Below are 26,338 nucleotides of genomic sequence, written 5' to 3'. Positions count from 1 at the left end.
ATCAATTTTTAAAGGGTTGCCATTAGAATTCCCGCGCACAGGGAAAGTGTGGATGAAGCCAGATAGCCCGAACAGGGTCCCTTTAGACGTGTATCTATCGTTTGTGAGCTCCCTTTCCGGGAATCGCATGACGCTTCTCGTTGGCGTGATTGTGCATGTTGCGACATGCCTTGCCGTGGCCGCTAAAACGCAATCTTCGGTCTATATTCCGCTGTCGGTTGCCTTTCTTCTGGTTTTCAGCGCCCGCATGGCCATCTTCCGGCGGTTCGATCGTGTCGACAAGGAGAGATTGTCGCACGCGGATATCGAACGTTGGGAGCGGGTTCTCGTTGCCAGCGGGGCCTGCACCACCGCCCTGCTTGGCTTTGCCAGCGGCTACGCCATCTTCGTTGTCCATGATTCCTTTGCCGAGCTTGCCTGCATTTCGGTCACCATGGCGACGATGGTTTCCGTCGTCGGTCGCAACTACGGCTCGCGCTTCGCAGTCGACCTCCAGACGTTCTTCTGCTGTCTGCCGATGATCGTCTGCAGCCTGCTGGCGATGGATTTCTACCGGGGCGTGCTGTCGATCTTCCTCATCCCTTTCTGGCTGACGACGCGGGCGATGGCAAACGGCGTGCGCGACTTTCTTTACGAGAATGTCATCGCGCGCCGGGAAATCACGATCATTGCCGACCGTTTCGATACCGCGCTCAACAACATGCCGCATGGTCTCGTCATGGTCGATGCCGAAAACCGCGTGCAGGTCATCAACCGCAAGGCGTGCGAGCTTCTGAAGATCGGTGCGCCTGAGCGGCTGAAGGACCGCGATCTCGGCGCCGTGCTGCGTTACGGCGCCCGCTACAGCTTCATGGATGCCTCGCAGCCGGAGCTCATCCTGCGCCAGCTCACCCAGGTCGCCGACGGCAACCTGTCGCGCACACTCATTCATTTCCCTGAGGACCTGTCGCTTGAATTCTCTGCCAGCCGGAGGGCCGACGGCGGCGCCGTTCTGATCTTCGAAGACGTGTCGAGCCGGGTGAAGGCGGAACAGAAGATCATGCACATGGTCCGCTTCGATGCGCTGACCGGCCTGCCGAACCGTGAATATTTTGGTCAGCTGGTGCAGGAGTATCTCTCCAGGCACCCACGCAAGTCCGGACCGCTCGGCTTCATGGTTCTCGATATCGACGAGTTCAAACACGTCAACGACATGCGTGGTCACGTTACCGGCGACCATCTTCTCTGCGCCATCGCCGCCCGCATCAAGCAGGCTTGCGGCAATGCCATCCTCGGCCGGTTGATGGGCGATCAGTTCATCCTGTTCTTCCCGCATGCAAAGGAGCCCACCGCGCTCGAGCTCTCGATTCGCCGCGTGCACGCCGCGATCCAAGGCCATTACGAGGTCGACGAGCTCACCTTCCTCGTTTCGCTCAGCGCCGGCTACGCGATCCTCGAAAGCTCGGCCTTTGCCATGGACGAATGGAGCGTCAAGGCGGATCTTGCGCTCTTCGAAAGCAAGTCCCGGCTCAAGGGCGGCATATCCGGTTTCGAGCGGGAGATGGACGGGCGCTATATCGAGCAGCAGAAGCTGAAGGCTGACCTGCGCGAAGCGGTTTCGGCGCAGGCGCTGCATCTCGTTTTCCAGCCGATGTTCCGGGCGGATGGCACACGGATAGAATGCGCCGAGGCGCTGGCCCGCTGGGTGCATCCGGAGAAGGGCTCGATCCCGCCCGACGTGTTCATCCGGCTTGCCGAAGAGATGGGCATTATCTCCGACATCACCCGTTTCGTCCTGTTCAAGGCCTGCAGCGAGTGCATGACCTGGCCGGATCATATCGCCGTTTCGGTCAACCTCTCGGCGCGCGATCTGCGCGATGCCGATATCCTTTCCGTGGTTGCCGATGCGCTCGCTCATTCCGGTCTCGATGCGGCGCGGCTGCATCTCGAAGTCACCGAAAGCTGCCTGATCGACGAGCCGCAGGCCGTGCGCGCCATCCTGGCGGAACTGAGGGCCCGCGGCATCACCATCGCCATCGACGATTTCGGCACCGGTTTCTCCAGCCTCAGCTATCTCGACACGCTGCCGCTCGATATCGTCAAGATCGACCGTTCCTTCGTGCGCAACATTGTCGAGGATACCCGCCGTCTCAAGCTGTTGCGCGGCACGGTCAATCTCGCCCGCGAGCTCGGCCTGAAAATCGTCATCGAGGGCGTCGAGACCGAGGAGCAGCTCGCGCTGCTCAACAAGCACCGCAGCACCGATCTCGTCCAGGGCTATGTTTTCTCTCAGCCGGTGCCTTCCCAGAACATCCCGCTGTTGCAGCAGGGCATCGGCCGCCGCCCCGTCCAGCGCCGGCGCAACAAGGTCGCCTGAGCGCGCCGCAGCGGCCGCCCTTTCTCCCGACAATACTCTCCGCCGTTAACCTTAATAGTTTATATACCGGCTCGAATTATGGGATGTCCTTGCCTAAATTTCACCGGCATATGATTAATGATCCGTTAACGACGGATCGAGAGAATGTCAGACATACTTTTCACGCGTAGTGATTTCAGCAGCAAAATCCTGGAAATTTTGGACCATGTCGAATATCGCCGCGTTGAAAGCAGCGAAGACATGGAGGAGGTGGAACGCCTGCGCTACAAGGCTTACAAGGCCCACGGCGCGCTGTCGCTTGCGCCGGAAGGCCTATTGGACGAGGTCGATTTCGACAGCCATGCCTATATCTTCGGACTGTACTATTATGGTGAACTGATCAGTACGATCCGAATTCATTATGTGACACCCGAGCATCGTGTCAGCCGGTCCGGAGAAGCCTTTCCCGAGGCGATGGATGAGCTTTTGGATGCAGGGCTGACCTTGATCGACCCGGCGCGTTTCGCGGCCGATCCGGAACTCACCGCCAACATGCCGTGGGTTCCCTATCTGACGCTGAGACCCGCCATCGTTGCGGCTGCGTATTTCCGGGCGGACCGTGTAATTCAGTCGGTTCGGCCCCCGCATGCCGCTTTCTACAAACGGGTATTCTATGCCGATACCATTGTGCCCGGCCGGCTGGCGGAGAGTTACGGGGTTGACGTGACGCTGATGGCAACAAACGTCATCGAGGTCGGGCGCAAGCTTCTGACGCGTTATCCCTTCTTCATCTCCAGCGCCAGCGAGCAGCGCATGATGTTTTCGCGCAATCCGAATGACACGTTGCCGCCGCTCACCATTATCCCGACGGCGCGTTTCGTGCCGCAAGGCGAACTCGGCACCGACCTGCCGCTCTGATTTCTTTTCTCGCGAAGAGAGCATCCGAGTGAGAACAGGGGTGAGACGACATTACCGCAGTCGTCGCCCTCATGCTCCGCCGGGAACAGGCGGTTTGCAGCCTAAAGCGCGTCGCATCATATTGGATTCCTGCGACGCGCTTCAGCCCTTTGCTCCCAAGCACGCCGTTGTCGCGGAACTGCTGCACACTCCCGCGCGACATGCGTTGGCTGCTGCATTCTCATGCATTGCGCTTTCGCCTGTCATTGTGTAATTCCTGCAAGCAGGGATTCCCCTCGGCATAAGCGGGGGAATCAGGCAGCGCAGAGGCATTTGAGGGAGACGATATTTATGGCCGAACATCATACCGGACCGGTCGAGACCGGCGCGCCGATGGATTACCGGGAACATGAAAAAACCTACGACATGTTCATCGCCGGCGCGAAATACGGCTCGATGCTTCTCATCGTCCTGCTGCTTGCGATGACCGCCGGTTTCTTCGGCGGCGCCGGCCTTCTCGGTGGCCTCTTCGTATTCATCATACTTCTTGCCGCCGGCATCTTCCTCGTCCGCTGATCGCGGTAGGGGGAGAAGGAGGCTTTCCGCAGCTTTGTGACTGATGCGCGACGCGATCGTTCAGATTCGCTCCTCGCGCACGTCTTATTTTCTCGCACGTCGCTATCGCAGAACCGCCGTACGGTTTTGCGCGACATGTTTAGGTGCTTGGCCTGCGCAGGGAAGCCTGCGGCGGTCTGGCTGACCCGGAGGAGGGGGCAGTTGGGCAATATCGTTTTTGTTGCAAAGGAAAATGCCGGCGGGGAGACGCGTGTCGCGGCCTCCGCCGAGACCGTGAAGAAAATGAAGAGTTTCGGATTCGACGTCGTCGTCGAGGCCGGCGCCGGGGCGGCGTCACGTATTCCGGATGGAGAGTTCGAGGCAGTAGGCGCCAGGATCGGCAGTTCCGCGGATGCCGCTTCGGCCGACGTCGTGCTCAAGGTGCGCCGTCCGAGCGAACAGGAAATCTCATCCTATAAAAGCGGCGCCGTGGTGATCGCCATCATGGACCCCTATGGCAATGACGAAGCGATCGCGGCTCTCGCCAGCGCCGAGCTTTCGGCTTTTGCGATGGAACTGATGCCGCGCATTACCCGCGCCCAATCGATGGACGTGCTGTCGTCCCAGGCTAATCTCGCCGGTTACCAGGCCGTCATCGAAGCGGCGGCGGTTTATGACCGCGCCATGCCGATGATGATGACGGCAGCCGGCACCGTGCCGGCCGCCAAGGTCTTCGTCATGGGCGCCGGCGTCGCCGGTCTTCAGGCGATCGCCACGGCGCGGCGCCTGGGTGCTGCGGTCTCGGCCACCGACGTGCGGCCGGCCGCCAAGGAACAGGTTGCCTCACTCGGCGCCAAGTTTATCGCCGTCGAGGACGAGGAGTTCAAGGCGGCGGAAACGGCCGGCGGCTATGCCAAGGAAATGTCGGCCGACTATCAGGGCAAGCAGGCCGCACTCGTGGCCGAACATATTGCCAGGCAGGATATCGTCATCACCACGGCGCTGATCCCCGGTCGCCCTGCGCCGCGTCTCGTTTCACGCGCCATGCTCGCCTCGATGAAGCCGGGTGCGGTGGCCGTCGACCTTGCCGTCGAGCGCGGCGGCAATATCGAGGGCGTCGTTGCCGGCGAGATCGCCGATGTCGAAGGCGTGAGTGTCATCGGATTTGCCAATATGCCGGGCCGGGTTGCGGCCAGCGCCTCGGTACTCTACGCCAAGAACCTCGTCACCTTCCTCGAGACCATGGTCAACAAGGAAACCGGGAGCGTCGTCGTCAACCTCGACGACGAGCTGGTCAAGGCGACGATGCTGACCTATGCCGGCGACGTGGTTCATCCCGCCTTCGGCGGCGCGAAAAGGGGGACAACTGATGGCCAGTGAAGCAATGGACAAAGCGCTGGAACAGCTCGACCAGGCAGTGACCGCCGTCGTCACGGCGGCGGCCCAGGCGCCGGAAGCGGCAAGCGCCGCCACCGGCGGGGCGATCGATCCCTTCGTCTTTCAATTCGCAATCTTCGTCTTGTCGATCTTCGTCGGTTATTACGTCGTGTGGTCGGTGACGCCGGCGCTGCATACGCCGCTGATGGCCGTCACCAATGCGATCTCCTCCGTCATCGTCGTCGGCGCGCTTCTGGCGGTCGGCATCTCGACGAGCGGGCTTGCGACCGGCTTCGGCTTCGTGGCCCTCGTGCTGGTTTCGGTGAACATCTTCGGCGGCTTCCTCGTCACGCAGCGAATGCTTGCGATGTACCGCAAGAAAGACCGGTGAGAGACCGATGAACAGTATTGCAGCCTTCCTCTACCTCGTCTCCGGTGTTCTATTCATCCTGGCGCTACGCGGCCTGTCGCACCCTGCCACCAGCCGTAAAGGCAATCTCTACGGCATGGTCGGCATGGCGATCGCGATTCTGACGACGCTCGTGCTGGCGACGCCCAATTTCGGCGGCTTCGTGCTGATCATCCTCGGCCTAGCCATCGGCGGCAGTGTCGGCGCCTATGTCGCCCGCACCATTGCCATGACCTCGATGCCGCAACTGGTCGCCGGTTTCCATTCGCTGGTCGGCCTTGCAGCCGTCTTGGTCGCTGCCTCGGCGCTCTATACGCCGGCCTCGTTCGGCATCGGCGAGATCGGTCATATCCACACCGAGGCGCGCGTCGAGATGGCGCTCGGCGTGGCGATCGGAGCGCTCACCTTCACCGGTTCGATCATCGCCTTCCTGAAGCTCGATGGACGCATGTCCGGCAAGCCTATCCTGCTGCCCTACCGGCATGTGATCAATGCGGCGCTGCTGGCGTTGATCATCCTCTTCATCATCGGGCTTGCCGCCACCGAAAGCCATTTCGATTTCTGGGCCGTCGTGGCGCTGTCGCTGGCGCTCGGCGTTCTCTTGATCGTGCCGATCGGCGGCGCCGATATGCCCGTCGTCGTCTCGATGTTGAATTCCTATTCGGGATGGGCCGCGGCCGGCATCGGCTTCACGCTCGGCAATCTGGCGCTGATCGTCACCGGAGCGCTCGTCGGCTCCTCCGGCGCGATCCTCTCCTACATCATGTGCAAAGGCATGAACCGTTCCTTCGTCTCCGTCATCCTCGGCGGTTTCGGCGGCGAGACGGCGTCCGGCGGACCTGACACCACAGACCGGACAGTCAAGCTCGGCTCGGCCGAGGATGCGGCCTATCTGATGGCCAATGCCTCGAAGGTCATCATCGTGCCGGGATACGGCATGGCGGTTGCCCAGGCCCAGCATGCATTGCGTGAACTCGCCGACAATCTGAAGAAGAATGGCGTCGAAGTGAAATATGCCATTCATCCGGTCGCGGGCCGCATGCCTGGGCACATGAACGTGCTGCTCGCCGAAGCCAACGTTCCCTATGACGAGGTCTTCGAGCTGGAGGATATCAATTCGGAATTCGCCCAGGCCGATGTCGCCTATGTCATCGGCGCCAATGACGTCACCAATCCTGCTGCGCGCGACGACAAGACCTCGCCGATCTACGGCATGCCGATCCTTGACGTCGATCGGGCGAAGACCTGCCTGTTCGTCAAGCGTTCGCTCGGCTCCGGTTATGCCGGCATTGACAATACGCTGTTCTATAAGGACGGCACGATGATGCTGCTCGGCGACGCGAAGAAAATGACTGAAGATATCAACAAGGCGATTTCGCATTGATCGAGTGAAATGCAGCCGCTCATCGGGCGGCTGATAGTTCATTCCGGCCGACCTGTGTTACGGTGGCTCGGTTACCGGAAATAACGCTCTTCCGTCATACCTCGCCCGGTACGAGTGTCATCTTCTCGACCCCGATCGCCAGGTTCAGTCCTTCCTGAGCCTGGACGTTCAACGGCTGCAGCATGAAGGCCTTGTTGGTGCCGCCGGCGATCACCTTGGCGCCGGCCCCTGCACCGATGCTCGCATCCGCGCCGACCCCGTAATACTCTCCGGCCAGGGCGTATTGCGGCATATCCGTGCCAGTTTTCGCAAGCACCTGCCAAATCATCACGCTCTTGCCGGTCTGACCGATGTCGAGGCCGAACTTCTCGATTTTGCCGGCGTAGACCGCCTTGGCGCCGCCGGATGCCGGCGTGTAGGTGCAGATCAGGTGCTTCTGCGACGTGATGATCAGACCCTGGCCGCCATCCGATCCGCAGACCAGGCGCCCAAGCGTGACGTAGTTTTCCGCGCCCGCCGGGCTTGCCCACGCCGTGGCCGTCAGAGCCGCGGCTGCGATCATGGTTTGTTTGAACATGGTCTTTCTCCTTGGATACGACCTGTTCGAAACGGGTGCAGGTGGCGATTGTTCCGGGAGACCGAAGCCCGCCGCAACAAACGTGATAGATGGATGGGCGCTTGCGCTTTGATTTTCCCGGACCCGCTCCGCCCTTCCGGGCGACATGCGTCAGTCCCGCTCCAGCGTGTTGCGTTGCGCAGTCAACACCCATAGAAGGCCTTCGGGCCGGAAATCGATCTCAACCGTGCCGCGGAAGGCGGCGGCCGCATGGGCTTTGATAACTGTCGTGCCGAAGCCCGTGCGTGATGGCTCTATCACTGGCGGGCCGCCGCGCTCCTCCCAGGTGAAGCGGAGCAGGGCATCCGGCTTGTCTTCCTCCCTGACATCGCGCCATTCGAAGCGAACACGGCCTTGCGGAACGGAAAGTGCACCGTATTTTACCGAATTGGTGACCAGCTCATGCAGCGCCAGTCCGAGATTCTGCACCGCATCCGGCTTCAGAACGAAATCCTCACCGGTGATTTCGATCTGTTCGCGCGATTGCGGGAAGGCCTGCAGATGGATATCGACGACCCGCCGAAGCGACACGCCTCCCCATTGCTCGCTGGTCAGGAGCTCGATCGAACGCCCCAGCCCCTCGAGGCGGTCTGCAACGGCAGCTTGGAAGGTCTCGACGCTGTCGGCCTGCTTGGCGAGCTGGCGCATCATTGCCTGGGCTAGCGTCAGAAGATTTTTCGTGCGGTGCACGAGTTCGTGCATGACGAAACGCAGCCGGTCCTCGGTCTGGCTGCGGTCGAAGGACGCATTCGACAGGGCGATCGCCACCTGGTTCGCCTCGATGACGCTGGTCTCGACCGGCGAGACAATGTGGCCGTCGCCCATGCGCTTTGCCATGTCGGCGATATCGCGGATGGTGGTGCGCACCTGCCTTGCGACAGCATAGGCGGCGAGCACTGCGACCAGCACAAGCGCCACGCCACCGATGATCAGGAAGCGCCAGGTGCTGAGGATCGAAGCCTGCGCCACCGGCCCCCAGATCACAGTTTTCCATGACCAGCCGGGAATTTGGGCATAACCGAGAAGCATGTGGGGCAGGATCGTCTTATCTTCGAAGACACCTCGGGAGAAGCTAAGCGCCGGCAGGATACGCGGATCGAAGGGAGTGCCGGGTTCCAGCGCTGCCGGGCCGGCGGCAACGACCACGTGACCGCTTTGATCGATGACGGCGGCCGACCAGCCGGGAGCAAGGCCCTGAGTCGTCACCAGCTTTCCGAGATCCCCCGCATCCTGCGTGATGATGAGGGCGGCGACCGGATCATCCGCCCGCGGGAGGGTAACATTATAGACCCAATCACCGCTGGTTCTGCCGCGAAAAACGTCCGAAGCCTCGATGCGACCGGATTTCATGGCGGCATCGAGGGAGGCGATGTTTGCCATCTGTCCGAGCGGCGTCCCGAAGGGCCGGCGTGTATTCAGCAGTTGGTTACCGGTGCGATCGACGGCGAGGACGTAAAGCGAATTGTTGCGCAGCGCTGTTTCCGTGCGCTCGTGGAAGGAAGCGAGATCGCCGTTTTCAAGCTCCGGCGAACTCGACAACAGACGCAGCGTCGTCGCCATGTCCTGAAGCTGGCGGTCGATGATGCGCGAAAGGGCAAGCGCGTCCTGCGCCGTCTCGCGCTTCAGCGTCGAACGCTGGTTGTCCTCCAACTGCAGCAGAAGCAGCGCCACGAAGGCGAAAATCGGCAGCGCGATCGCCACCGCCATGGCGACGAGGTAGGTGCCAATTGAAGCCTTTGGGAAGAATAGCGCAACGATCTTCATTGAGTGCGCCGTGCCGGCTGTACCATCGGACGATCCATCGGGTCCGATCGAGCGAAGGATGAAATCGCGGGGCAGAAAACATGGCTCCATCCCTGGCGTCGCTCGGACGATGCGCGGCATCGAGGCGGGCGCTGCCCGCAACAGTTTTCGCTCGCGGTCAGGAAGGCAAAGATCCGCATTTCTCGCAAAACGCCCTCAACACTTTTCCAACGCCCGATAGCGGGCTATCGAAGCAGCGACATGTTAGGGGGAGCATGAGCCGGTTGCAACATCGGATGAAATGCCATCGACGAGGACGGATGTTTTCTCCGCCTCTCTTTTCAAGGCCATGCCACCGACACCATGACAGCTTGGCTGTCCTCGGCGGCCGCGCCAATTCATATCTTTAGCCGGCTGAACCGCCAACCCGGGCGAGACCATCGCGGGCCGGCTGGTATTTCGGATCAAGCCCGACTGCATGGCGATAGGAGCGGGCAGCCTTCGCCTTGTCGCCGCGGCGCTCGTAGACGAGCGCCTGGTTGGCCCAGGATTCGGCGATGTTGCCGTTGAGCTCGATTGCATGGTTGAAATCGGCAAAGGCGTTATCGTCGTCGTTCAGCGCGATGTAGGAAATGCCGCGGCCGTTATAGGGCTCGGGCGAATTCGGTGCGAGCGAGATCGCTTTCGAGAAATCGTCGATCGCCTTGTCCTGCTGATTGCGTTTCTGGTAAATCAGGCCGCGATTGTGATAGGCGCGGCCGTCGGTGGTGCCGAGTTGGATCGCCCGGTTGAAATCGTTGAAGGCCTGGTCGTCCTGACCAGCCATGCGATAGACATTGCCGCGGCCGATATAGGCGACGTCATAGCTCGGGTTGATCTGCAGCGCGGCGTTGTAGTCGGCGATCGCCTGGGCCTGCTGACCCATGTTGCGATAGACCAGGGCGCGGTTGGCATAGGCTTGGAAAAAGCGCGGATTGATCTGCAGAGCCGTGTTGAAATCGTTCAACGCCTGGCGAAATTGGCCGCCGCGGCCGTAGGCGGAGCCGCGGACATTGTATCCTTCGGGATCCTTGGGATTGGCGTTGATAACCGCCGTCAGCGACGCAATATTCTCTTCCGAACCCTGCGCCTTGTCGATGCGGATCACGGCGTCAGTGGTATTGGTCGTTTCGCAGCCGGCGAGGCCGACCATGGCGGCCAACACCATAGCGGGCAGCAATGCGGTCTTCTGCAGGCGCCAGGCGCGGGACGGATTGAAGGTGGTAACAGCCATTCGGGCTCGCTTTCCCCATGCGGCATATCCGAGATTGGGATATGCGATCTTCAGCGGCAAACTAAAAAGGCGGCGGCGAACCAATCGCCCCCGCCACAATGCATCTGAAAACGTCGAAAAAACGACGGCAACGCTTAGCGTGCGACAAGGCCTTCGCGCTGGGCGCGCTTACGGGCCAGCTTGCGAACGCGGCGAACAGCCTCGGCCTTTTCGCGAGCACGCTTCTGCGACGGCTTCTCGTAGTAGTCGCGCATCTTCATTTCGCGGAAAATGCCTTCGCGCTGCATCTTCTTCTTGAGAGCGCGGAGAGCCTGATCGACATTGTTATCGCGGACAAGTACCTGCACGAGAATCACGTTCCTTTGGTTTGGTTGATGCCTGAGGCGGCGCAGCGCCAGGGGCAAAAAAATAACGTTCGCGCGGCCGCAGCCTTGCGATTGGTGATGCGGGATAGCAGATCGAGTAGGGGAAGTCCAGACGGATATGGGAGACAGGCGGAAAAATCACGCTTGCCCTATCCGGTCACGATCCGGCGACCTCGGGCGCAGCTTCGTCCAGTGCGGCGATTGCGTCCTTAAGGGCGGTCCTGACCCGGAGGCGATCGGCGGGCTCCAGCCGGCTCATGTCTAGATGCAGGTCGAGACCCGCGAGGTGCTCGCTGAGGACGCGGCTCTTATGATCCGCACCGAGCGTCAGCCCATCCACCGCATAGGGCACGATCTCGCGTTGTATGCCCTTCATCGTGATCGGCGGCAGGGAATGGGCATCGACGATTTCACTGACCAGCGCGTAGGTTTCGTAGCTGATGACGATTTCACCGCCCTGGGCGATCGATTGCAACCGGGCTGCGAGGTTGGCCTCGGCCCCGATGATCGTATAGTCCATGCGATCGCTGCTGCCGAAATTGCCGACGTTGCAATAGCCGCTGTTGATGCCCATGCGGACGACGAAGGGCTCTTCGGTGCCGTTTCTGCGCCATCTGTCTTTGAGTTCGCCGAGACGGCGCTGCATGTCGACGGCCATGCGCAGGCAGGCTTTCGCATCCTCCTCCGGCCCCTTCGTTTCCGGATCGCCGAAAAAGACCAGCATGGCGTCGCCGATGAACTTGTCCACCGTGCCGCCATGGGCGAGCGCAATGTTCGACATTTCGGTCAGATATTCGTTGAGCATCTCCGTCAGGGCTTCCGGCTGCAGGCGCTCGGTCGTCGCGGTGAAATCCTTGATGTCGGAGAAGAAGATCGTCAGGCGTTTGCGCTCGGTATGGACGACGACGTCCTTCTGTCCGGAGAAGATGCTTTTGTAGATCTGCGGCGAGAGATAACGCGAAATCTTCAGGGAAACGCTGGCGAGGAATTCGTTTGCCGCTTCCAAATCCACATTGGCGCTGTGGATAGCGCGCGCCTGCTGGCGCTGGAGCAGAATGAAGCTGATGCCGATAACGGCGACGAACAGAAAATAACAGAGCAGATATTTGAAGGCGAAGACGTTGCCGGCATAGGGCTGCCGGATGATGACCTCCTGAATGCCGCGCACGTCGCCCACCTTCCAATCTGTCTTCGGGCTTTCGGGATGGCTGTTGTGGCAGGCAACGCAGGCCTGGCCCATGACCACCGGGGTGATGAAGCGCAAAGTATCGGTCAATCCGACACGCGTGAGGTCGGTCAGCGTCTGCTGCGGATCGGCGCGCAAGGCGGCAAGCGCTTTCGTCTCGAACCGGTCGAGGTCGTGGGATGCGCGGCTCTTGAAAGGCAGGTCGGAGACGAAACGGTAGGTGATATTGGCCTGCTGCTCCTTGATGACGTCGCCGAGCTCCAGGGACAGCGTGGCCGGCAGCGGGATGGCACCCGGTATATTGGCGTAGTTGTGAGAGACAACGGTGCCTTCGGTCGCGCCGCTGGCATGGGCAGCCAGAACGCGGCCCACGACATTGGCGGAATAATAGGAGCGGATGCTTGAGATCAGCGAGCTCATGTCGTGAGCCTGATGCCGCAGGGTATTGCCCGAGAGATCGCTGATATCGAGCCAGACGGCAAGCGGCAGCCCCGCAAGCATTGCCAGCACCACGACAATCAGCCAGTAGCCGCTCCTGCGTGCGGCGGTTTCGGAAATCACGGGCGTCCCTCATTCTTCTCTGGAAAGGCATTCGATTTTCGATCGCTACAAGAACATTTCGCTGCCTGCCCGGCAAGATCGAAGCCTTGCCGTCCGGCCAGAACGGGTGGCGTGACCGCATCGAAGGCACCGCCGGGGCGCATGACGGAAGACGGACCGGGAGAAGCCGAAAAGAGAGGCCGGGATTGCATGGGCGAATGGCATTTGGCGCGAAAGCGGCGTAGCCTGTTTGCCGGCAGGGGACACCGGTGAGATCATGACGCGCGTGCAGCAAATCGGTGTCGTTATCGGCCTGGCGATCGTGGCTCTGCTCACGATCCTGCGGGCAGGCGATCCCGGGCTTTTCAAGCTGATCCGCGGCGTAACGTTCGATGAGTATCAGCGGCTGGTTCCGAGGACCTTCAAGCCGATGCCGGTCCGCGTCATCGACATCGATGAGGCCTCATTGCGCGAATTCGGCCAATGGCCCTGGCCGCGGGACCGGCTGGCTCTCCTGGTGGACCGGCTTTCGCAGATGGGTGCTGCGGCCATCGCCTTCGACGTTCTCTTCTCCGAACCGGACCGGTTGTCGCCGCGCAATGTCGTGCGCGAGGCGGGCGGGATCGACCCTTCGCTGGCCGAAAAACTGCCCGACAATGACGAGATATTCGCCCGCTCGATTGCAGAAAAGCCCGTCGTGCTCGGCTTCGGCCTTTCCAACGAGGGCAATTACCGGCCGCCCGTCAAGGCGGGCTTCGCGTTCACGGGCGAAAGCCCCGTCTCGGCTCCACCCTATCTTGGCGCCTCGACGCCGCTCAGGCCTCAACTGGAGGCAAATGCGGGGGGGCTCGGACACATCAGCCTCAACCCCGGAAATCCTTCGCCGGTGGTGCGGGCGGTCCCGCTGTTCCTGACCGACGGAGTACAGCTCTACCCGAATCTCGCCGTCGAAGCGTTGCGTGTCGCGCAGGGAGCCTCAACCTATGTTCTATCGGGCGCACCCGACCGCGCCGGAATCATGACATCGGCAAAGATCGGGGATTTCATCGTGCCGCTGACCGCGGCGGGCGAACTCTGGCTCTATGTCACTCCCGATCGTGCCGAGCGGTATATCTCCGCCCGGCAGGTGCTAGCGCCTGACGGAGCCTCCGCGGAGACGGCAGCCGCTATCGAAGGCAGCATCGTCTTCGTCGGCACATCGGCGGCCGGCTTGCAGGACATCCGCGTCACCGCGCTCGGCGAGAACGTTCCCGGCGTTTCGCTGCATGCGCAAGCCGTCGAGCAAATCCTTTCCGGCCAGTTCCTGTCCCGGCCCGACTGGGCGGATGGCCTCGAAATCCTTGTCATTGCCGTGCTCGGATGCCTGCTTGTCGTGGTGACGACCTTTGTCAGCCCCGCCGTCGCGCTGGTTTGCGGCCTGTTGATCACGGCAATGGCGCTGGTGGCGTCGTGGCTTTCCTTTCTTTATGCCGGGCTTCTTCTCGATCCGCTGGCGCCGATCATCAGTGGGTCGATTATTCACTTCGCCGCGACCTCGTTCAAGATCCTGGTGATCGACCGAGAGCGGCGCGAAGTGCGGCGCGCCTTCGGGCATTATCTTTCACCGTCGCTGCTCCACCGCATCGAGCATAACCGCGATGCATTGCGTCTCGGCGGAGATGACCGCGAGCTGACGGTCATGTTCGTCGATGTCAGGAACTTCACCGAGATGAGCGAGAGACTGGCGCCGACGGATGTAGTGGCCTTCCTGAATACGCTGCTCGATGCGCTGAGCCGTCATGTCGTCGCCAATGAAGGCACGCTCGACAAGTTCATCGGCGATTCGATCATGGCGTTCTGGAATGCGCCCGTCGATGTGGCGGATCACCAAACAAAGGCAGTTCGCACGGCACTTGCCATGCGCGAGACGCTCGCCGAACTGAACGCCGGCGACGCCTTCGGCTTCGGGCCCGATCAGGAGGTCGAGATCGGCATCGGCATCCATACCGGCCTTGCCTGCGTCGGCAATATGGGCGCCAAGACCCGCTTCAACTATTCGGCCGTCGGAGACGCGGTCAACGTCGCGGCCCGTATCGAATCGTCCTGCAAGGAGGTCGGCTTCGATATCCTCATTTCCGACAGCACGGCGCGGTCGGTGCAGGGAATGGCGCTGATCGAAGCCGGCGCGCTTCCGCTCAAGGGGAAAACCAACCGGACACAGATCCTTGCCGTCGTCGGCGACGAACGCGTTGCAGCATCCGCCGAATTTTCAACCCTTGTCGTCGTCCACCAGCAGTTGATGCAGGCCTTGCAATCGCATTCCAGGAACAGCCGGAAGCTCATGGGTACGGCCAAGCTGAGGGCGGTGCAGGTGACCGTCGGCCTAGCGGAATTCTATAAGCGCATATCCGGCAGGACCGATCATTTCCGGGAAGTGCCCGAAAGGGTCGAAAAAAGCGCCGCAGACTGACGGGCCTCAGCGGCCGCGATTGAAATTCCGGCCTCTGTCGTGGTTGCGATCGTTGTCATGATCACGATCGCGATGTCCATGATGGTCGCGGTCGTGGTCACGATGATCCTCGCCGTGGTTTCCCGGTTTGCCGTCGTCGTCATGCCGGCCGTGGCCCTCGTGCTTGTCAGGCCTATCCGGTTTGTCATGATGATGTGGCCCGTCATGGTGCGGTTTGTCATGGTGCGGCGGGTCCGGCCTGTTCGGCCGCTCCTTTTGCGGCTCGGCCTGTCTCTGTGGCGGATCCTGTCTTTGCGGGACAGGCGCAACTGCCGGCGGAGGCCGCTGTCTGTCTTTTCTCTCCGGCGCGGCTGACGCCATGTTGCAGCCGCCAATCATGCCGATGCCGCCTGCAAGCCGCTGGCTGCCGGAGAGAAAGGGGAGGGCGCGGGAATTTCCGAGCGTATCGAGAATGCTGGGATCAACTCGGCGTGCTGCCGACATATTGCCGTTCGGCTTGGCCACCACGCAATCGCAGCGCTGCTGCAACTGCCGGCAGCCGCCCGGACCGCAAAACCGGGCCGCGCCGTTCAACAGGACGACGGCGGTCGTGCCATCCGGGCCGACATAGAAATCGAAGGCGGTGCCGCGCACGCCGATCGTGCCGGCGGGCGTGAGGATCTGGTAGGCCGAGGAGTTGGAATTGCCGCTCACCCAGCGGAAGGTTCCCTTCGCCGCTCTGATGGTGAGTTTCTTGACCGATTGCGAATCGTCGAAGACGTATTTGTCGATGACGACTGACGAACCCCAGCCCACCGCGAGTTTGGTGCCGTCACGAAACAGGAACTGGCCGAGCCCCGACGGGGATGTCTTGATCCGCTCGTTGCGATGAACGCTGGCGTCGACCGCGATCGGGCCGCTCTCTCCCGTCACCTCGGTCTTGATGACGACGGCCTGGCCGACCGGCTCGGCGGCAACTGCCGCTTGCGCACCGGCGATCACGACACAGAGCGCCTGGAGTAATGAACGCCGACCCCACATCATACAGGAACCCCGGGAACATAGGGTGGATTAACATTTTAGTAACTGCTTGTCTTCTCGCCCAGTTGGGCTAAGGCGGGCCGAGGCCAGGAAAGGTTGGTTGCTTCCTCCTGCCGGACGGCTTTCGGAAGCAGCGCACGATGTCGCCCGAAAACCGCGCGCTTTTCGACATCATGTCGCTCAGTGTCAAAACCAAAGCTCTCGCGCGTCGCAAAACAGCCGTTGTGCCGCATTTGGATTTGCGATTTGTATGGGCACGGAGAATGGCCTTGCCCGAAGGAGAAGAAGGCGGATGCGGAAATATTCGGTTTTTGCCGTGGCGCGGGAGGCCCTGCGCGGTCATCGGGGTTGGGAGAAGCAGTGGACGTCGCCGGAACCGCGCGCCGAATACGACGTCGTTATCATCGGCGCGGGCGGACACGGCCTGGGCGCCGCCTATTATCTCGCCAAGGAGCATGGCATCACCAATGTGGCGGTGATCGAGAAGGGCTGGCTCGGCGGCGGCAATACCGGCCGCAACACCACCATCATCCGCTCGAACTATCTCTATGAAGAGAGCATGCACATTTACGAGCATTCGATGAAGCTCTGGGAGGGGCTTTCGCAGGAGCTCAACTACAATGTGATGTATTCGCCGCGCGGCGTGATGATGCTCTCGCACAATATTCACGACCAGCAGTCCTTCAAGCGTCATATCCACGCCAACCGGCTCTACGGCATCGACAATGAATGGCTGACGCCCGAGCAGGCCAAGGCCTACTGCCCGCCGCTCGATATTTCGGCCAGTGCGCGCTACCCGATCAACGGTGCGGCCCTGCAGCGGCGCGGCGGTACCGCGCGTCACGACGCGGTCGCCTGGGGATATGCGCGTGCAGCGTCGGATCGCGGCGTCCATATCATCCAGAACTGCGAAGTAACCGGCATTCGCCGTGCGCCCGATGGGCGCGTGACCGGCGTCGAGACCACGCGCGGTTTCATCGGCGCCAGAAAGATCGGCGTGTCGGCGGCCGGCCATACGACAACCATCATGAAGATGGCCGATGTGCGGGTGCCGCTGCAGTCGAGCCCGCTACAGGCGCTGGTTTCCGAGCCGCTGAAGCCGATCTTCCCCTGTGTTGTCATGTCGAACACCGTGCATGCCTATATCTCCCAGTCCGACAAGGGAGAGCTGGTGATCGGCGCCGGTACCGACCAGTACAATTCCTATTCACAGACCGGTGGGCTGCAGATCATCACCCATACGCTGGATGCCATCTGCGAGCTCTTCCCGATGTTCCGGCGCGTCAAGATGATGCGCCAATGGGGCGGCATCGTCGACAACACCCCGGATCGTTCGGCGATCCAGTCGAAGACGCCGGTTCCCGGGCTTTACGTCAACTGCGGCTGGGGGACCGGCGGCTTCAAGGCGACGCCGGGCTCGGCCAATCTCTTCGCCCATCTGATCGCCCGCGACGAACCGCACAAGTTCAACGCCGGCCTGACGCTGGAACGTTTCCGCAGCGGCCGGCTGATCGACGAGGCTGCGGCGGCGGCGGTGGCGCACTGACGATGGGTGCTTTCGTGCTAACGCCCGCTCCTATCATTGCTCACCCCCTCATCCGTCTTTCAGGCACCTTCTCCCGGCTGGGGAGAAGCGGAGGAGAAGGAAATCCTACATGCTGCTGATCCATTGCCCTTACTGCCAGGAAGAGCGCTCAGAGCTCGAATTCCGTGGCGCGGGCGACGCGCATATCGCGCGGCCCACCGACATGGCCTCGATCTCGGATGAGGAATTCGAGGCCTATTTCTTTCTGCGCGACAATCCGAAGGGGCTGATCTTTGAACGCTGGCGGCATATTCACGGCTGCGGGCGCTTCTTCAATGCAGTCCGCGACACAGTGAGCGACAAGTTCATCATGACCTACAAGGCAGGCGAGCCGAAGCCCGACCTCGGGGCTGCGGCCGAAAAGCATGCGCCTGTCGAGACATATGAAGCCCTGGAAGGAGAGGCGCAATGAGCGGCGTCAACCGTATCGCCGGCAAGGGGCGCCTGACACCGGCCAAAACCGCGCGCTTCAGCTTCGACGGCAAGAGCTACACGGCGCTCGAAGGCGACAGCGTCGCCTCGGCGCTGATCGCCCACGACGTGCATCTTGTCGGCCGTTCGTTCAAGTATCATCGGCCGCGCGGCATTCTTTCGGCCGGCGCCGAGGAGCCGAACGCGCTGATTGACGTCGCTCGCGATGCAGCACGCAAGCAGCCGAACGTGCGCGCCACCGTGCAGGAAATCTTCGATGGCATGATCGTCAGCTCGCAGAATCGCTGGCCGTCACTTGCCCGCGACGTCGGAGCCATCAACAATCTGATGTCGCCGTTCTTCGCCGCCGGCTTCTACTACAAGACCTTCATGTGGCCGCGCACCGCCTGGAAGCACATCTATGAACCGCTTATCCGTCGCGCCGCCGGCCTCGGTGTTGCGCCGAAGGAGGGCGATCCGGACCATTATGCCAGCCGTTACGCCCATTGCGACGTGCTGGTGGTCGGCGCCGGCGTTGCCGGGCTTTCAGCGGCGCTGGCCGCGGCCCGGACCGGCGTCAGGGTGATCCTCTGCGACGAGCAGCCGGAAGCGGGCGGTGCGCTGCGTTATGATGCCGGCGCCAGGATCGACGGGCAGGACGGTTTCACCTGGGCGCAGAAGACCGTGGCGCAGTTGAAGGCGATGGAAAATGTCGAAGTGCTGCTGCGCACGACTGCCTTCGGCTACTACAACCACAATTTCGTCGGCCTTGCCGAGCGCGTCACCGACCATCTTGCCAATCCCGCTCATGATCTGCCGCGCGAGCGGCTCTGGCAGGTCCGGGCCAAGCGGGTGATCCTCGCCAACGGCGCGATCGAACGGCACATGGTATTTCCGAACAACGACCGGCCGGGCATCATGCTGGCCTCGGCGGCGCGGACCTATCTGAACCACTACGGCGTCACCGTCGGCAAGAATGTCGGCGTCTATACGGCTCACGATTCGGCCTATGAGGCGGCCTTCGATCTGAAGCGCGCGGGCGTTTCGATCGCTGCCATCGTCGATGTCAGGCAGGCGCCGGGTGCGGCGGTGCTGGCGGAGGCGCGCGCGCTCGGTATCGACGTCCTGGCCGGCCAGTCCGTCATCAATACCGCGGGGCGGCTGCGTATCTCGTCCATGACGGTGGTGCGGAACGGCGGCGGTTCGCCGCGCAAGATCGCCGTCGATGCGCTGCTGGTTTCGGCCGGCTGGACGCCGTCCGTGCATCTGTTCTCGCAGTCGCGCGGCAAAGTGGCCTTCGACGCTGAAAGCCAGCGTTTCCTGCCCGGCTCCTACGCGCAGGACTGCCTGTCGGTCGGCGCCTGCAACGGCACCGATGACCTGCAGCGGACGATCGAGGAATCGCTTGCCGCCGGCGAGCTGATGGCGCAGGCCACCGGCGGAAGCAGCGGCGACAAGATCGCAATTTCCGCCGAGCAGGCCTTTGAATGGACAGGCGGCATGATCGGTGCCGCCGAGGGCGCCGGACCGAAAACCAACGCCAAGGCGTTCATCGACTTCCAGCACGACGTCTGCGCCAAGGATATCCGCCTTGCCGTGCGCGAGGGCATGCATTCGATCGAGCATATCAAGCGCTTTACGACGAACGGCATGGCCTCGGACCAGGGCAAGCTTTCCAACATGCATGGCCTGGCGATCGCCGCCGAAATGCTCGGCAAGGAAATCCCGCAGGTCGGCCTCACCACCTTCCGCGCGCCCTACACGCCGGTCACCTACGGCACGCTGATCGGCCATTCGCGCGGAGAGTTGTTCGATCCGACGCGCAAGACGCCGCTGCATGGCTGGGAAGAGGCCCATGGTGCCGTTTTCGAAGATGTCGGCAACTGGAAACGCGCCTGGTTCTATCCGCGCGCCGGCGAGACCATGCATCAGGCAGTCGCGCGCGAATGCCGCACAGCCCGAGAATCGGCCGGCATCTTCGACGCTTCGACGCTTGGCAAGATCGAGGTAGTGGGGCCGGATGCGGCGAAGTTCCTCAACCTCATCTACACCAATGCCTGGGATACGCTGAAGCCGGGCAAGGCCCGTTACGGCATCATGACGCGCGAAGACGGCTTCGTTTATGACGACGGCGTCGTCGGGCGACTGGCCGAGGACCGTTTCCATGTCACGACGACGACCGGCGGAGCGCCGCGCGTTCTTCACCACATGGAAGATTACCTGCAGACGGAATTCCCGGACCTGAAAGTCTGGCTGACCTCGGTCACTGAGCAATGGGCCGTCATTGCCGTACAGGGACCGAAGGCGCGCGCAATCGTCGAGCCGCTGGTCGAAGGGGTCGACCTCTCAAACGAGGCCTTCCCGCATATGAGCGTTGCCGAATGCACTGTCTGCGGCGTACCGGCCCGGCTCTTCCGCGTCTCCTTCACCGGCGAAATCGGATTCGAAATCAACGTGCCGGCCGATTATGGCCAGTCGGTGCTCGAAGCCGTCTGGGCCAATGCCGAGCCGCTCGGCGCCTGCGTCTACGGTACCGAGACGATGCACGTTCTGCGCGCCGAGAAGGGCTACATCATCGTCGGCCAGGATACTGACGGGACGGTTACCCCTGATGACGCGGGCGTTGCCTGGGCCGTTTCGAAGAAGAAGAAGGACTTTGTCGGCATTCGCGGCCTGCAGCGGCCGGACCTCGTCAAGGAGGGGCGCAAGCAGCTTGTCGGACTTGTCACAAAGGATCCGAAGCTGGTGCTCGAAGAAGGCGCGCAGGTCGTCGCAAACCCGAACGAGCCGAAGCCGATGACAATGCTCGGCCACGTCACCTCGGCCTACTGGTCGGAAAACTGCGGCCGGTCGATCGCCTTCGCGCTGGTCGCCGGCGGCCGGGCGCGGATGGGCGAGACGCTCTACGTGCCGATGCCGGACCGGACGATCGCCGTCGAAGTGACGGATCTGGTGTTCTTTGACAAGGAAGGAGGCCGCATCCATGGTTGATGTCGCAATTCGTAAGCCGGTGCTTGCCGGCCGTCAAGGCGGCTCCGCAACGGTACGGCTGACGGTGGCACCGGCAGCGAGCCGGGTGGCGCTGCGCGCGCCGGCGGAATCGCTTGCCGCGCTTTCCAAGGCGCTCGGTTTCACCCTGCCGAACGCTCCGAAAACATCCAGTCGGGCCGGCGCGCGCGCAGCGCTGTGGATCGGGCCGGACGAATGGCTGATGATCGACGAGGATGGCGCCGATCTGATGGCGGTGTTTTCCGGCGTCCGCGCCATGCATTCGGCGACCGACGTTTCTCACCGCAATGTCGCAATCATCGTCTCGGGACCCGGCGCGGAAAAGACTCTTGCCGCCGGCTGCCCGCAGGATCTGTCGCGTTCTTCCTTTCCGGTCGGGGCTGCGTCCCGGACGATCTTCGGCAAGGCGGAAATCGTGCTTCTGCGCACGGATGAAGAGACGTTCCGGGTCGAATGCTGGCGGTCGTTTTCCGACTTCGTCTTCGGGCTGCTCAACGAGGCGGCTCATGATGCCGGCCATTGAGCTCGGATTAGTCCTGTCTGCATAGGGCGCCCCATTCGAAGGAGGAAGAATGCTGCATCATGCCTCCCTCGGTGTTTCCGATATAGAGAGGTCGGCGGCATGTTACGATGCCGCCCTCGGCTATGTCAGGGTCTGGGATGACATCAGGCCTGGACAGACGGCGCAAGCAGTCGGCTATGGCCTTCCCGGCGGCGGCGACAAGCTGGCGATCAAACACCGGCCAGAAGGCCAGCGTCCGGCCGGCCGGGGGTTTCATCTGGCCTTCGGCGCGCTGAGCCGTGAGGCGGTCAATGCGTTTCATGCCGCGGCAATCGCGCATGGCGGCCATGACAGTGGCGCTCCCGGCCTCCGGCCCCATTACGGCGAGCACTATTACGCCGCCTTCATTATCGATCCGGACGGCCCGCTCTTTAAGCTGTCTTCAATTCCGCGAAATCATAGCCGCATCCGGCTTAGACTTCCTCGGGACGATCCTTCGGGTCGAACTGGATGATGGTGATCCACTTGGCGGTCAGGGCCGGCTTCTTCTCGTTTTCGATTTCGATCGTGACGTCGTAGGTGGTCATCAGCATGCCGCCACCGCGGAAGCGGGCGTCGGAGAGCAGGAAGCGGCCGCGCACGCGGGCGCCGCTTTTGACCGGCGTCATGAAGCGGACGCGGTCGAAGCCGTAATTGATGCCCATGGTCTGCTCGCGCACTTTCGGCAGGCAATTGTAATTCATCGCCGAGAGCAGAGACAGTGTCAGGAAGCCATGGGCGATGGTGCCGCCGAAAGGGCTCTCAGCGGCGGCGCGCTCCGGATCGACATGAATGAACTGATGGTCATCCGTTGCCCCTGCAAAGGCGTCAATCATCGTCTGGTCGACGGTGATCCAATCCGACAGGCCCGTTTCCATGCCGATCAATCCCCGCACGTCGGAGAGTGAAATTTCCGTGCCCATGCATTTCCTCGTCAGATAAGCTCGCCGCGCCAAAGCCTTATCGTGCATTTATGACGATTGCGACAAGGATTTGCGCCAATGGGAGGCACCGGTCATTTTTCTATGAAAAAGCCGACGGAGCGTGGCTCGACGGTGACTCGGGCGCCAACTTTCTTCGCGCCCGCCGGCGTCAGTTGACGCCAGGAAGCTTCGCCTTCCGACGGAAGCGTAAAGAGCTGACGGCTTTCGGAACGATTGAAGAGCACTGCAAGCCGCGTCCGCTTGCCTTTTGAGGCGCGGTCGTCGGTTGCCAGAAGCATGCCGAGGGTCGGCAGCCCCGGCGTCTCCCATTCGGCAACCGTCATCGGTTCGCCCGAAACCGAGATCCATTCGACGTCGCCATTTCCCGACAGGAAATCCGTCTCGGAGAAGACAGTGAAGCGGCGGCGCAGTCCGGCGACGAATGCGGTATGGGCGATGAGATCCTCATCCAACGCCTTCCAGTCGACCCAGGTGATTGCATTGTCCTGGCAATAGGCGTTGTTGTTGCCGCGCTGGCTGCGTCCGCCTTCGTCGCCCGCCGTCAGCATGATGCTGCCGCGGGTGGCAAAGAGCGTTGATAGCAACGCCATCACATCGTTTTTCCGGCGCTTGCGGATCGAGGGGTAGAGCGTTTCGCCTTCGATCCCGTTGTTCCACGAGTGGTTTTCATTGTGGCCATCGCGATTGTGCTCGCCATTGGCGTGATTGTGCTTTCCGGCATAGGAGACGAGATCGATCAGCGTGAAGCCGTCATGGGCGGCAAGGAAATTGACGCTGCGCGTGCCTTTGCCGTCGTTGCGGGAGAAGATGTCGGACGAGCCGGCAAGCGCGGTTGCCAGCGCGCCGGTCTTCCACTGGTCGCCGCGCCAAAAGCAGCGCAAATCGTCGCGAACCCGGTCGTTCCATTCGAGGAAGGGCTGCGGGAAATTGCCGAGATGGTAACCGCCGGGACCGATGTCCCAAGGCTCGGCGATCATGATCCGGTCGGCAAGCACATTATCGGCCAGAATCGCGGCAAGTGTTCCGCCGTCGCGCTCGAAGCCCGTCGCAGTGCGGCCAAGGACGGGCGCGAGATCGAAGCGAAAACCGTCGACGCCGGCATTGAGAACGAAATGGCGCAGGCTGTCGATGACGAGACGGCGGACCTCGGGATGGTCGCAGGCGAGCGTGTTGCCGGTTCCCGTATCGTTGACCAGTTCACCCGGGCAATTCTGGACATGTCGGAAATAATGCAGGTTGTCGAGGCCGCGCAGCGACAGCGTCGTGCCGTAACGATCGCTCTCGCCGGTATGGTTGAAGACGAGGTCGAGGATGACGGCGATGCCTTCCGCGTGCAGGGCCGCGACGGTTTCGCGCAGTTCCGCCACGCCGCCGGGGGCGAGCCGCGGATCGAGCGCCATGAAGGCAACCGGATTGTAGCCCCAGCCGTTGGTGAGGCCGAGCGGCGGCAGGTGGCGTTCGTCGATCCAGGCGGTGATCGGCATCAGTTCGACGGCGTCGACGCCGATCCGCTTCAGGTGGGCGATGACGGAGGGATGGGCAAGGGCGGCGATGGTGCCGCGGTGGTGTTCCGGTATGTCGGGATGGAGGATGGTAAAGGGCCGGACCGCCACTTCGTAGATGAAGCCGCCCGGTTTGAAGAGCGGCTTGGCGGTAGCGGCGCGCGTATCCGAGGTGACGATTGCCTTCGGCATCAGATCCTGGCTGTCTTCGCCGTAGACGCCGAGACGGGGATCATAGCGGAACGGCCGGTCGATCTCCTTGGCGTAGGGGTCGATCAGCAATTTGGAAGGATCGAACCAGAGGCCGTTGTCAGGTGCGTAGATGCCGTCGGCGCGATAGCCGTAGCGCGCGCCTGCCTTCAGCCCGTCAACGAAGAGGCGATGGGTGTAATTGCCGTCGCGCGCCATCGGCAGGCGCGCGACTTCCCGGTTGCCGTCCTCTTCGAAGAGGCAGAGTTCGAGCTGTGCGGCATGATGCGACCACGCGGCAAATTCGACGCCGGTATCGAAGACGATCGCGCCGGCCTGCGCCGCATTGTTCCCGCGCATTTTCCCCCCGGATCAGGTGATCACGGTTGGCGCGTCGCGTCCCGTGCGTTCCCGAATGCTGGCAACGCTGTCGGCGGCCGTAATGAGATCGGCGAGCGCTTCCTGCGTTTCGATGTTGTGGCGAGTCGAATCCGGCTCGTAGCGCTCGATATAGACACGCAAGGTTGCGCCAGACGTGCCGGTGCCGGAGAGACGGAAGACGACGCGGGAGCCGCCCTCGAAGAGGAGGCGGATGCCCTGATGCTCGCTCACCGACTTGTCGATCGGATCGTGATAAGCGAAATCGTCCGCCTTCTCGACCTTCAGGCTGCCGAAACTCTTGCCGGGCAGGGTGGAAAGCTGGCTGCGGAGATTGTCCATCAGCCCGTTCGCAGCATCGGTGTCGAGGCCTTCGTAATCGTGGCGCGAATAATAGTTGCGGCCGTACGTCTGCCAGTGCTGGGTGACGATATCGGCGACGCTCTCGCCGCGCACGGCAAGAATATTCAACCACAGCAGCACCGCCCAGAGGCCATCTTTTTCGCGGACGTGGCTGGATCCGGTGCCGGAGCTTTCTTCGCCGCAAATCGTCGCCATCCCGGCGTCGAGCAGGTTGCCGAAGAACTTCCAGCCGGTCGGAGTTTCATACATGCCGATGCCGCGTTTTTCGGCGACGCGGTCGGCCGCGCCCGAGGTCGGCATCGAGCGGGCGATGCCAGCAAGACCACCGGAATAACCGGGAGCGAGATTGGCGTTGGCAGCGAGGATCGCCAGACTGTCGGAGGGAGTGACGAAGATGCCGCGGCCGATGATCAGATTGCGGTCGCCGTCGCCATCGGAAGCGGCGCCGAAATCAGGCGCGTCCTCACCCATCATCTCATCGAAGAGTTCCTTGCAATGAACCGGGTTCGGATCCGGATGATGACCGCCGAAATCCGGCAGCGGCATGAAATTGCGCACGGAGCCCGAGGGGGCGCCAAGGCGATTTTCGAAGATTTCCTTGGCGTAAGGACCGGTGACGGCGCTCATGCCATCGAAGGCAATACGGAAGCCGAGGCTGATCAGATTGCGGATGGCACCGAAATCGAACAGTTCTTCCATCAGCGCGGCATAGTCCTCGACCGGGTCGATGACCGAAAGGATCATGCCCCCGGGAAGCTCTTCCTTGCCGATACGGTCGAGATTGACGTCGGCGAAATCGGCGATCTTGTAGCTGTCGATGGTCTTGGAGCGGGCGTAGATCGCATCGGTGATCTTTTCCGGCGCCGGACCGCCATTGTTGATGTTGTATTTGATGCCGAAATCTTCGGTCGGGCCGCCGGGATTGTGGCTGGCAGACAGAATGATGCCGCCGAAAGCCTTGTATTTGCGGATGATGTGGGAGGCGGCCGGCGTCGACAGGATGCCGCCCTTGCCGACCATCACCTTGCCGAAGCCGTTGGCTGCGGCCATCTTGACCGCCTTCTGAATGACTTCGCGATTGTAATAGCGTCCGTCGCCGCCAATGACGAGGCACTTGCCCTGGTAGCCTTCCAGCGAATCGAAGATCGATTGGATGAAGTTCTCCGCATAATTCGGCTGCTGGAAGACCGGAACTTTCTTGCGCAGGCCGGATGTGCCTGGCTTCTGGTCGAGATAGGGCGTGGTGGGTACGGACTTGATCATTTTA

General features: G+C 61.9%; 20 protein-coding genes and 1 pseudogene. 12 read left to right on the top strand and 9 right to left on the bottom strand.

The genetic code is table 11. The features are described from left to right. The first annotated feature begins 52 nt into the window (after positions 1-52). From J2J99_RS19175 to J2J99_RS19150, 6 genes are all read left to right on the top strand, one after another. Positions 53-2,356 (top strand): putative bifunctional diguanylate cyclase/phosphodiesterase, encoded by a 2,304-nt coding sequence (locus J2J99_RS19175; protein WP_168298224.1) that lies wholly within the window; start codon positions 53-55, stop codon positions 2,354-2,356. A gap of 144 nt (positions 2,357-2,500) precedes the next feature. Continuing rightward, the gene (locus tag J2J99_RS19170) at positions 2,501-3,253 is read left to right on the top strand and encodes an N-acyl amino acid synthase FeeM domain-containing protein (RefSeq protein ID WP_168298222.1); all 753 of its coding nucleotides are present in this window, start codon (positions 2,501-2,503) and stop codon (positions 3,251-3,253) included. Positions 3,254-3,583: 330 nt separating this feature from the next. After that, positions 3,584-3,808 carry an aa3-type cytochrome c oxidase subunit IV gene (locus tag J2J99_RS19165; protein ID WP_168298220.1) on the top strand — a complete coding sequence of 75 codons (225 nt, stop codon included), beginning with the start codon at positions 3,584-3,586 and terminating at the stop codon, positions 3,806-3,808. A 201-nt stretch (positions 3,809-4,009) separates the two neighbouring features. Further along, positions 4,010-5,167 carry a Re/Si-specific NAD(P)(+) transhydrogenase subunit alpha gene (locus J2J99_RS19160; protein ID WP_168298218.1) on the top strand — a complete coding sequence of 386 codons (1,158 nt, stop codon included), beginning with the start codon at positions 4,010-4,012 and terminating at the stop codon, positions 5,165-5,167. Then, a complete protein-coding gene (locus J2J99_RS19155; RefSeq protein ID WP_004668336.1) occupies positions 5,157-5,555 on the top strand; it encodes a proton-translocating transhydrogenase family protein in 399 nt (132 codons plus the stop codon). The genes J2J99_RS19160 and J2J99_RS19155 overlap by 11 nt, the downstream gene beginning before the upstream one ends. Positions 5,556-5,562: 7 nt before the next feature. Beyond that, positions 5,563-6,957, top strand: coding sequence for an NAD(P)(+) transhydrogenase (Re/Si-specific) subunit beta (locus J2J99_RS19150; protein ID WP_168298216.1), 1,395 nt, complete (start codon positions 5,563-5,565; stop codon positions 6,955-6,957). A gap of 94 nt (positions 6,958-7,051) precedes the next feature. On the opposite strand, the gene J2J99_RS19145 is transcribed toward J2J99_RS19150, so the two are convergent. The 5 genes from J2J99_RS19145 to J2J99_RS19125 form a co-directional block, all read right to left on the bottom strand. Next, positions 7,052-7,534 carry a DUF992 domain-containing protein gene (locus J2J99_RS19145; protein WP_168298214.1) on the bottom strand — a complete coding sequence of 161 codons (483 nt, stop codon included), beginning with the start codon at positions 7,532-7,534 and terminating at the stop codon, positions 7,052-7,054. Between the two features lie 150 nt (positions 7,535-7,684). Next, complete coding sequence (locus tag J2J99_RS19140; RefSeq protein WP_168298212.1) at positions 7,685-9,337, bottom strand: sensor histidine kinase; 1,653 nt, start codon at positions 9,335-9,337, stop codon at positions 7,685-7,687. A 385-nt stretch (positions 9,338-9,722) separates the two neighbouring features. Next, positions 9,723-10,589, bottom strand: coding sequence for a tetratricopeptide repeat protein (locus J2J99_RS19135; RefSeq protein WP_168298210.1), 867 nt, complete (start codon positions 10,587-10,589; stop codon positions 9,723-9,725). 134 nt (positions 10,590-10,723) lie between these two features. Beyond that, a complete protein-coding gene (gene rpsU, locus J2J99_RS19130) occupies positions 10,724-10,936 on the bottom strand; it encodes a 30S ribosomal protein S21 (RefSeq protein ID WP_003585885.1) in 213 nt (70 codons plus the stop codon). A 175-nt stretch (positions 10,937-11,111) separates the two neighbouring features. Then, positions 11,112-12,641, bottom strand: a complete 1,530-nt coding sequence (locus J2J99_RS19125) for an adenylate/guanylate cyclase domain-containing protein (protein WP_246735393.1) — start codon at positions 12,639-12,641, stop codon at positions 11,112-11,114. 316 nt (positions 12,642-12,957) lie between these two features. On the opposite strand from J2J99_RS19125, the gene J2J99_RS19120 reads away from it, so the two are divergent. After that, positions 12,958-15,129, top strand: coding sequence for a CHASE2 domain-containing protein (locus J2J99_RS19120; protein WP_168298207.1), 2,172 nt, complete (start codon positions 12,958-12,960; stop codon positions 15,127-15,129). A gap of 6 nt (positions 15,130-15,135) precedes the next feature. Here the strand turns inward: J2J99_RS19120 and J2J99_RS19115 are convergent, their stop codons facing one another. After that, the gene (locus J2J99_RS19115; RefSeq protein ID WP_168298306.1) at positions 15,136-16,149 is read right to left on the bottom strand and encodes a FecR family protein; all 1,014 of its coding nucleotides are present in this window, start codon (positions 16,147-16,149) and stop codon (positions 15,136-15,138) included. Positions 16,150-16,441: 292 nt separating this feature from the next. Here J2J99_RS19115 and J2J99_RS19110 point away from each other — a divergent pair, with 292 nt between their 5' ends. The 5 genes and pseudogenes from J2J99_RS19110 to J2J99_RS19090 all read left to right on the top strand — a co-directional run bounded on the left by J2J99_RS19110 (position 16,442) and on the right by J2J99_RS19090 (position 22,118). Continuing rightward, the gene (locus J2J99_RS19110; RefSeq protein WP_004668351.1) at positions 16,442-17,695 is read left to right on the top strand and encodes a sarcosine oxidase subunit beta family protein; all 1,254 of its coding nucleotides are present in this window, start codon (positions 16,442-16,444) and stop codon (positions 17,693-17,695) included. 109 nt (positions 17,696-17,804) lie between these two features. Continuing rightward, complete coding sequence (locus J2J99_RS19105) at positions 17,805-18,146, top strand: sarcosine oxidase subunit delta (protein WP_168298206.1); 342 nt, start codon at positions 17,805-17,807, stop codon at positions 18,144-18,146. Then, on the top strand, positions 18,143-21,136 hold the full coding sequence (locus J2J99_RS19100; protein WP_168298204.1) for a sarcosine oxidase subunit alpha: 2,994 nt from the start codon (positions 18,143-18,145) through the stop codon (positions 21,134-21,136). The genes J2J99_RS19105 and J2J99_RS19100 overlap by 4 nt, the downstream gene beginning before the upstream one ends. Then, positions 21,129-21,677: a sarcosine oxidase subunit gamma gene (locus J2J99_RS19095; RefSeq protein WP_168298202.1), complete on the top strand. Its 549-nt coding sequence runs from the start codon at positions 21,129-21,131 to the stop codon at positions 21,675-21,677. Before J2J99_RS19100 ends, J2J99_RS19095 begins: the two co-directional genes overlap by 8 nt. A gap of 49 nt (positions 21,678-21,726) precedes the next feature. Continuing rightward, positions 21,727-22,118 (top strand): annotated as a pseudogene (locus J2J99_RS19090) (VOC family protein). A gap of 11 nt (positions 22,119-22,129) precedes the next feature. Here the strand turns inward: J2J99_RS19090 and J2J99_RS19085 are convergent. The 3 genes from J2J99_RS19085 to J2J99_RS19075 form a co-directional block, all read right to left on the bottom strand. Beyond that, positions 22,130-22,618, bottom strand: a complete 489-nt coding sequence (locus J2J99_RS19085) for a MaoC family dehydratase (protein ID WP_168298199.1) — start codon at positions 22,616-22,618, stop codon at positions 22,130-22,132. 92 nt (positions 22,619-22,710) lie between these two features. Continuing rightward, entirely contained in the window at positions 22,711-24,690 is a 1,980-nt protein-coding gene (glgX, locus tag J2J99_RS19080; RefSeq protein WP_168298197.1) for a glycogen debranching protein GlgX, read from the bottom strand. A 12-nt stretch (positions 24,691-24,702) separates the two neighbouring features. Then, complete coding sequence (locus J2J99_RS19075; protein ID WP_168298195.1) at positions 24,703-26,334, bottom strand: alpha-D-glucose phosphate-specific phosphoglucomutase; 1,632 nt, start codon at positions 26,332-26,334, stop codon at positions 24,703-24,705. Between the last annotated feature and the right edge of the window lie 4 nt (positions 26,335-26,338).

The sequence above is a fragment of the Rhizobium binae genome, assembly GCF_017357225.1.
GTDB lineage: Bacteria > Pseudomonadota > Alphaproteobacteria > Rhizobiales > Rhizobiaceae > Rhizobium > Rhizobium binae.
Note: the sequence above shows the minus strand (reverse complement) of the source record. Positions and strands in the feature narration are given on the sequence as shown.